General features: G+C 72.3%; 7 protein-coding genes and 1 other RNA gene. 7 read left to right on the top strand and 1 reads right to left on the bottom strand.

What is annotated here, in order from left to right; all coding sequences use genetic code 11:
* Positions 1-32 precede the first annotated feature (32 nt).
* A complete protein-coding gene (locus C7C46_RS31390) occupies positions 33-227 on the bottom strand; it encodes a hypothetical protein (protein WP_110673323.1) in 195 nt (64 codons plus the stop codon).
* 344 nt (positions 228-571) lie between these two features.
* On the opposite strand from C7C46_RS31390, the gene ftsE reads away from it, so the two are divergent.
* From ftsE to C7C46_RS31425, 7 genes are all read left to right on the top strand, one after another.
* Positions 572-1,261 (top strand): cell division ATP-binding protein FtsE, encoded by a 690-nt coding sequence (gene ftsE, locus C7C46_RS31395; protein ID WP_110673324.1) that lies wholly within the window; start codon positions 572-574, stop codon positions 1,259-1,261.
* Positions 1,262-1,320: 59 nt separating this feature from the next.
* Complete coding sequence (gene ftsX / locus C7C46_RS31400) at positions 1,321-2,235, top strand: permease-like cell division protein FtsX (protein WP_110673325.1); 915 nt, start codon at positions 1,321-1,323, stop codon at positions 2,233-2,235.
* 85 nt (positions 2,236-2,320) lie between these two features.
* Positions 2,321-3,466: a S41 family peptidase gene (locus tag C7C46_RS31405; protein WP_181442637.1), complete on the top strand. Its 1,146-nt coding sequence runs from the start codon at positions 2,321-2,323 to the stop codon at positions 3,464-3,466.
* A 70-nt stretch (positions 3,467-3,536) separates the two neighbouring features.
* The gene (smpB, locus tag C7C46_RS31410; protein ID WP_110673327.1) at positions 3,537-4,016 is read left to right on the top strand and encodes an SsrA-binding protein SmpB; all 480 of its coding nucleotides are present in this window, start codon (positions 3,537-3,539) and stop codon (positions 4,014-4,016) included.
* A gap of 94 nt (positions 4,017-4,110) precedes the next feature.
* Entirely contained in the window at positions 4,111-5,406 is a 1,296-nt protein-coding gene (locus C7C46_RS31415) for an alpha/beta hydrolase (protein ID WP_110673328.1), read from the top strand.
* Between the two features lie 84 nt (positions 5,407-5,490).
* Positions 5,491-5,863, top strand: a transfer-messenger RNA (tmRNA) gene (gene ssrA, locus C7C46_RS31420).
* A gap of 131 nt (positions 5,864-5,994) precedes the next feature.
* Positions 5,995-8,307, top strand: a complete 2,313-nt coding sequence (locus C7C46_RS31425; protein WP_110673329.1) for a HelD family protein — start codon at positions 5,995-5,997, stop codon at positions 8,305-8,307.
* Positions 8,308-8,378 lie beyond the last annotated feature (71 nt).

Raw genomic sequence — 8,378 nt, forward strand, 5'->3', positions numbered from 1 at the left:
TCCGGGGCCCCTCCTCGTTACCGTCCTCGGGGTTACGCCAGCGCCTGCCGGCAGATCACCGCCACCGCGAGCAGACCCGCGACCAGCGCGAGCAGGGCGGCGGGATTGAGCCAGGCGAGCGGGCCCTGCTGCTCCTGCAGGCGGGCCCGGTGGGCACGGCAGACCGGGCAGCGGCCGTCGCTCACGCGGCCGGCGCAGTTGGCACACACCAGATGATCGCAGGTCATGCGAGCTCCTCCTTGCCTGGCTACTGCGCTGTCACGGATCAACGCACCGGGGGGCCCGATGGTTCCCCTCTACTCTGCCAGGTTCCGGGCGATCCGGCGCCCGGGCCGCAGAAGCCGACCCCAGCTCCGGAAAGCGGCCTGTGAATTGGCTCGCAATTTTCCGGTCATTCCATTACAGATTTGGACAATTCGTCGGCACGGCCACTGCCGGACCCTGCGCGCGGTCGGGGCGGTCGCGTATGGTCCCAAGCCGGGGGAGTCGGTCGGCCACGGCTCCGCCCGCCCGCCCCCGCGCGGACCGCGGGGTCTGGGACTCCACCTAGGATGGCCTCCGTGATGCAGCCGTGATCAGATTCGACAACGTTTCCAAGACCTACCCCAAGCAGAACCGTCCCGCCCTGCACGAGGTCTCGCTGGAGATCGAGAAGGGCGAGTTCGTCTTCCTGGTCGGTTCCTCGGGATCGGGCAAGTCGACCTTCCTGCGGCTGTGCCTGCGTGAGGAGCGCCCCAGCACCGGCGAGGTGCACGTGCTGGGCAAGGACCTGGGCAAGCTGTCCAACTGGAAGGTGCCGCACATGCGGCGTCAACTGGGCACCGTCTTCCAGGACTTCCGCCTGCTGCCGAACAAGACCGTGGCGCAGAACGTGGCGTTCGCGCTGGAGGTCATCGGCAAGCCGAAGAGCGCCATCAACAAGGTGGTGCCCGAGGTGCTCGACCTGGTCGGCCTCGGCGGCAAGGAGGACCGGATGCCCGGTGAGCTCTCCGGTGGTGAGCAGCAGCGCGTGGCGATCGCCCGAGCCTTCGTCAACCGCCCGATGCTGCTGATCGCGGACGAGCCGACCGGAAACCTGGACCCGCAGAACTCGGTCGGCATCATGAAGCTGCTGGACCGGATCAACCGCACCGGGACCACCGTGCTGATGGCCACCCACGACCAGGCCATCGTCGACCAGATGCGCAAGCGCGTCATCGAGCTCGACAAGGGGCTGCTGGTCCGCGACCAGGCCCGCGGCGTCTACGGGTACCAGCACTAGCCGGCACCCCGGCCCGCCGCCCCGGCCCGTTCGCCGCCCCGATCTTGGAGTTTTGAAGCATGCGTGCCCAGTTCGTCCTGTCGGAGATCGGCGTCGGTCTCCGCCGCAACCTGACCATGACCATCGCGGTCGTGGTCAGTGTCGCCCTCTCGCTGGCCCTGGCCGGCGCCTCGCTGCTCGTCCGCGACCAGGTCAACTCCATGAAGGGGTACTGGTACGACAAGGTCGAGGTCAGCGTCTACTTCTGCACCAAGGCGGACGCCAAGTCGGCGCCGCAGTGCGCCGACGGCGCGGCCACCCAGGACCAGATCGACGCGGTCAAGGCCGGCCTGGACAAGCTGACGCCCTCGGTGGTGAAGGAGTCGACCTTCGAGAACCAGCAGGAGGCGTACAAGCACTGGAAGGAGATGAACCCGGACAGCGCGCTGGTCTCGGTCCTCGGTGCCGACGCGATCCCGGCCTCCTGGCGGGTCAAGCTGCAGGACCCGACCCGGTACGACATCATCCAGAGCCAGTTCGCCGGGCAGAAGGGCGTGCGCTCGGTGGAGGACCAGCGCAAGATCCTGGAGAACCTCTTCGGCCTGCTCAACGGCCTGCAGACGGCGGCCTTCGTGATCATGCTCCTGATGCTCTCGGTGGCGCTGCTGCTGATCGTCAACACGGTCCGGGTCTCGGCCTTCAGCCGCCGCCGGGAGACCGGCATCATGCGGCTGGTCGGCGCCTCCAACTTCTACGTGCAGATGCCGTTCATCGCGGAGGCGGCGTTCGCCGCGCTGCTCGGCGCGGTGCTCGCCTCCGGCCTGCTGCTGGTCGGCAACTTCGGGGTGCACCACTGGCTGGCCAGCCGGGTGCAGTTCATCCACTTCATCGGGCTCTCCTCGGTGCTCCAGGTGATCCCGCTGCTGATGGTGGTCGGTATGGGGATGGCGGCGATCGCGGCCTTCCTCACCCTGCGCAAGTACCTCAAGGTCTGACACTCCCCCAGGGAGCCGGTGACTCCCGGTGATGTTCGGGTGTTCCGCGGCCACTCAGCGCACCGGGCGCCTAGACTCCGGTCCCATGAGCTCTCAGCGCGCGCGCCAGGGTGCCACCCTCACGGCGGTGTTCGGCGTGTTGCTGGTCTGCGGTGCGGCGGCGGGTGCCTGGGGCGGCACCGCGCCGCCGCTGCCGCGCCGGCCGCTCTCCGCGGACGCCGTGCCGGCCGACCCCTCGGCGCTCTCGCCCGAACAGGCGGCCGGGCTGGTGGCCAGCGGCACGGACCGCTGGGCGGCCTACTACAGCCCGCAGGACTACGCCGAGTTCGCCCAGGGCCTGGACGGCGAGTACCTGGGCGTGGGCCTGACGGTGGACCGGGCCGAGGACGGCACCACCCTGGTCGACGAGGTGCTGCCCGGCTCCCCGGCGGCCGGTGCGGGCCTGGCGGCCGGTGACCGGCTGCTCGCGGTGGACGGCGAGCCGGCCGACCGGCTGCCGGTGACCGAGGTGGTGGCCCGGCTGCGCGGCCGCCCCGCGCCGCAGGACCGGGCGGCCCGCTCCGCGGCCCCTGGCTCCACCGTGGTGCTGGCGGTGCAGCGGCCCGGTGCGGCCTCCCACGAGGTGACGCTGCGTCGGACCGTACTGGCCACCCAGGACGTGATGGTGGACCACCCGGCCCCCGGCGTGCTGCGCATCTCGGTGCGGGCGTTCACCAGCGGGGTCGGCGCCGAGATCAGGGCCGCCCTGCAGCACCCGCCGCAGCGCGGGGTGGTGCTGGACCTGCGCGGCAACTCCGGCGGCCTGCTGCCGGAGGCGGTCGCCGCCGCCTCGGTCTTCCTGGACGGCGGCCCGGTGGCCTCCTACCTGTCCCGCGGCGAGCGCCGGGAGCTGACCGCCACCGCCGGCGGCGACACCGCCACCCCGCTGGTGGTGCTGGTGGACGGCGGCACGATGAGCGCGGCCGAACTGCTGGCGGGTGCCCTGCAGGACCGCAACCGGGCGGTGCTGGTGGGCGCCCGGACCTTCGGCAAGGGCACCGTGCAGCAGCCCAGCCGGCTGGCCGACGGCTCGGTACTGGAACTGACGGTGGGCCAGTACTACACGCCGGCCGGCCGCTCCCCGGAGGGCGCCGGCCTGCAGCCCGACGTGGCCGCCGGCGACCCGGCCGCGGCCGAGGCGCTGGCGCTGCGGGTGCTCGGCGGTCTGGGCGCCACCCCGGGGCGCCGCTGAGCCCCCGTCGGGCAGGACCGGGCAAAACCGGCTGCCGAGCCGGCGCGCGAAGTGCGAGAATGTCCGGGCTATGGCAAAGGAAACGGGACAGAAGCTGATCGCGCAGAACAAGCGGGCGCGACACGAGTACACGATCCTCGACACCTACGAGTGCGGGATGGTGCTCACCGGCACCGAGGTCAAGTCGCTGCGGGAGGGCCGGGCCAACCTGGTCGACGGCTACGCCTACACCCAGTCCGGCGAGGTGTGGATCGACAACGTCTTCATCCCCGAGTACACCCAAGGGACGTGGACCAACCACTCGGCGCGGCGCAAGCGCAAGCTGCTGCTGCACAAGATGGAGATCCGCAAGCTGGAGGCGAAGACCAAGGAGACCGGCCACACCCTGGTGCCGCTCTCGCTCTACTTCAAGGACGGCCGGGTCAAGCTGGAGCTGGCCCTGGCGGTCGGCAAGAAGCTGCACGACAAGCGGCAGACGCTGCGTGAGAAGCAGGACGCCCGGGAGACCGCCCGTGCGGTCGCCGCGGCCCGCCGCCGCCAGCGGGGCTGAAAGCCGGGAGTTCTGTAGCAGCTCGGTCCCAAGACCGGTCCTCGGGCCGCCCACGGCTGCCGCGGCGGGCCCGGGGCTGGCTACCATCCCGGCCATGAACGTCTCCCTCCTCGGCGGCTGGTTCCCATGGGCCGTACAGCTCGCGGCCGCCGCCGCACTGCTGGCCGCGGCCGGCTGGCGCGACCGCCACTGGCGGCTGCGCCGACTGCCGGCCGCCCTCGGCGCGGCGGCGGCGCTGACCGCGCTGCTCGGCCTGCTCGCCGTCACCGTGGGCGGGATCACCGACCCGCTGCCGCTCGCCCTCTGGTTCTGGCTGGGCGTGGCGGTAGCCGCGTTCGCGGTGCTCGCGGTGGGCTGGCGCGGGGCACGCTGGTGGCGCCGGGGCCTGGCGCCGTTGGCCGCGCTGCTCGCGGTGGTGTCGGCCGGCCTCGCCCTGAACGCCTCCACCGGGTACTACCCGACCGTCGGCGACGCGGTCGGGGAACTGAGCGGTGACCCGCTGCCGCAGCAGGTGACGCTGGCCCAGCTCTCCTCGCTGACCGGGAAGACCACCACCGGCCGGATCGTCGGGGTGGACATACCGGACACCGCCAGTGGCTTCAGCCACCGGCAGGAGCTGGTCTACCTGCCGCCGGCCTGGTTCCGGAGCAGGAGCCGGCCGAAGCTGCCGGTGCTGGAGATGATCGGCGGCGAGTTCGCGGCCCCCGACAACTGGGTGCGGGCCGGGAACGCGGTCCAGACCGCGGACGCCTACGCGGCCCAGCACGGCGGTTTCGCCCCGGTCATGGTGTTCGCCGACGCGACCGGTGGTTTCAAGGTGGACACCGAGTGCGTGGACGGTCCGAACGGCAAGGCCGAGGACCACCTGGTGAAGGACATTCCGCCGTTCGTCGAGAAGACCTTCAACACCGCGACCGACCCGCACAAGTGGGGCGTGGTCGGCTGGTCGATGGGCGGTACCTGCGCGGTCGACCTGGCGGTCGAGCACCCGGACGTGTTCGCGCATTTCGAGGACATCTCCGGCGACCTCGGACCGAACACGGGCAACAAGCAGCAGACCATCGACAAGCTGTACGGCGGCGACGCCGCCGCCTGGGCGGCGCACGACCCGCTGACCGTGCTGGGGCACCACCCGAAGTACAAGAACGCCTCCGGCTGGTTCGAGAGCGGGGACCAGGAGGGCAACCACATCGCCCAGGCCAGGCAGCTGGACGCCGCCGCCCGCAAGGACGGGATGCGGACCCAGGTGGTGGTCGAGCCGGGCCGGCACGTGTGGCAGTTCGCCGCCACCGCGTTCGCCCGGGCACTGCCCTGGCTGTCCCAGCAGTTGGGCACCCCCGGCCCGCACCAGAGCGCGCCGGCGCCGACGCCTGCGGTCCCGAAGGGGTAATCGGCTGGACCCGCTTCGGCGGTGCGCGTAGCATGGGCCCAGCACCACCGGCTCCGGCCGGTGCGCTGTTTCTCAACAAAACATGGGGATGATCGGTTTCGACAGGGGAAGTCGAAACAGGAGAAGCGAGCCGAGGAACGCGGCAATGATCTCGTTAACCATCTGTCGCAAAAACATAATCGCCAACTCTAAGAGCGATTCCCGTTTCGCCCTCGCTGCCTAAGTAGCGAGAGCCGGGTGTCAGACCGGGGAGTTCCCGACCCGGACCCTGGCATAATCTAGGGAACTTAACTGTCCGCTCGGGCTGCGAGGGCGGACGGGACACCAAACAGCAGCTGGGCCTGTTGGCGGCTTGTCCGCGTGACTGCCAGGGCCGAGAAAAGCACAGCGGACTGCGCTCGGAGAAGTCCTGAATCCACTCCACTGGACCCGGGTTCGATTCCCGGCATCTCCACCATCCCATGTGCGCGCAGGCCGCCCTTCCGAACCGGAGGGCGGCCTTCGTGTTTCCCGCGCCGTGCCGTAGGATCGTCCGTCCGCCGTCTCCGACGGCACCGTCCAACGGCACGACGTACGACAGGGGATTCCTTGGCCGCGCAGGGCAGTCAGCACGCAGCCGCACCCGCCACCGCCGCCCGCGAGGGTCTGCGGGAGCGGGAGATCGCCGGCGAGCAGCGGCATCTCGACACCGTGTACCGGCGGCTCGAGGAGAAGCTCGCGGAGGCCGAGTACGTCCTGGAGGACGCCGCCAAGCGGGTCCAGGTCGGCACCCCCGGGGCGCTGGCCGAGCGGGACGCCCAGGTCTTCCGGGCCGGCGCCCACCTGCACCGGCTGAACAACGAGTTCGAGGACTTCCTGTTCGGGCGGATCGACCTGCAGCAGGCCGACGCCCCGGAGGAGCACGGCATCCCCTCCTTCACCCCGCTGGACGCGGCCGACCCGAACGTGGCGCAGAGCCTGCACATCGGGCGGCTCGGGGTGCTGGACGCCGAGTTCGGCCCGCTGGTGATCGACTGGCGGGCCCCGGCGGCCGCACCCTTCTACCGGGCCACCCCGCTGGAGCCGGGCCGGGTGCTGCGCCGCCGGGTGATCCGGTCCAAGGGCCGCAAGGTGATCGGGGTGGAGGACGACCTGCTCCGCCCGGACCTGGCGCCGGTACTGGACGGCGAGGAGCTGGCGGTGATCGGCGACGGCGCGCTGATGGCCTCGCTGGGCCGGGCCCGCAGCCACACCATGCGCGACATCGTCTCCTCGATCCAGAAAGAGCAGGACGAGGTGATCCGGGCGCCCGCCGCCGGCGCCACCCTGGTCACCGGCGGCCCCGGCACCGGCAAGACGGCGGTCGCGCTGCACCGGGCCGCCTTCCTGCTGTACCAGGACCGCCGCCGCTACGCCGGCGGCATCCTGGTGGTCAGCCCGACCCCGCTGCTGGTCTCCTACACCGAGGGCGTGCTGCCCTCGCTCGGCGAGGAGGGCCAGGTGGCGATCCGGGCGATCGGCAGCCTGGTGGACGGCGTCGAGGCGGGCCGCTACGACACGCCCGAGACGGCCAGGATCAAGGGCTCGGCCCGGATGGTCCAGCTGCTGCGCCGGGCCGCCCGGGCCGCCCTGGAGCTGCACGCGCCCACCGAGCTTAAGGTGGTGGCCCGCGGCGAGGTGCTGCGGCTGGACGCGGCCCGGCTGCACGCGGTGCGCGGCCAGGTGGTGGGCGGTGGCGGCACCCCGCTCAACCTGCTGCGCCCCAGGGCCCGCCGGCTGCTGCTGGACGCGCTCTGGGCGGAGGCCGTGCGCGACCTGCCCAGGCCCGGCGACCACTACGCCCGCGAGCAGCGCCAGGAGGAGAAGGAGGCGTTCGACGAGTACGTCTCGGACGAGGCGCCGTTCCTGGACTTCCTCCAGGCCTGGTGGCCCGCACTGACTCCGCGTCAGGTGCTGGGCACCCTGAAGAGCTCCCGGCACACCAACCGGATCGCCCGGCGCGCGGTGACCGGCGAGGAGGCCCGGCTGCTGGCCGCCTCCTGGCGCCACCTGGGGGAGCGGGGCGAGGGCGCGGTCAGCGCCCACGACGTGGCGCTGCTGGACGAGCTGCAGCAGCTGCTCGGCGAGCCGGCCCGGCCCCGGACCCGCGAGGTGGACGCGGTCGACCTGCTGACCGGTTTGGACGAGGTGACCACCTTCGCCGACCGCACCGCCCGGGTGCGCGAGCGCGGGCCGGTGGAGCGGACCGAGTACGCGCACGTGATCGTGGACGAGGCGCAGGACCTCACCCCGATGCAGTGGCGGATGATCGGGCGCCGGTCCCGGACGGCGACCTGGACCATCGTCGGCGACCCCGCACAGAGCTCCTGGCCGTTCCCGCAGGAGGCGCAGGCCGCGATGGACGAGGTGCTCGGCGGCAAGCCGCGCCGGCGCCACACGCTCACCGTCAACTACCGCAACCCCGCCGAGATCGCCGAGGTGGCGGCCAAGGTGCTGGCGCTGGCCGCGCCCGGCACGCCGTCTCCGACCGCGGTGCGCTCCACCGGGACGCTGCCGCGGTTCGCCGCGGTCACCGCGACCGGGCCGGGCGCGTTCGCCGCGGCGGCCCGGGCCGAGCTGGTCCGGCTGCTCGGCGAGGTCGAGGGCACCGTCGCGGTGGTGGTCCCGATGGACCGCCGGGCCGAGGCGGCCGGGTGGGCCGAGGGGCTCGGCGAGCGGGTGGTGGCGCTGGGCAGCCTGGAGGCCAAGGGCCTGGAGTACGACGCCACGGTGGTGGCCGACCCGACCGGGATCGCGGGGGAGTCGGAGGGGGGGCTGCGGGTGCTCTACGTGGCGCTGACCCGGGCCACCCAGCGGCTCACCGTGCTCTCGGGGCCGGACGACCTGCCGGACAGCCGGGGCGTCCCGGCGCTGCTGCGCTGAGCGCTGCTGACCCGCCGTCACCGGCTGACGGCGGGTCAGCCACTGACGGTCGCTCAACGGCGAAGGGCCCC

The sequence above is a fragment of the Streptomyces tateyamensis genome (assembly GCF_003205575.1).
Classification (GTDB): domain Bacteria; phylum Actinomycetota; class Actinomycetes; order Streptomycetales; family Streptomycetaceae; genus Kitasatospora; species Kitasatospora tateyamensis.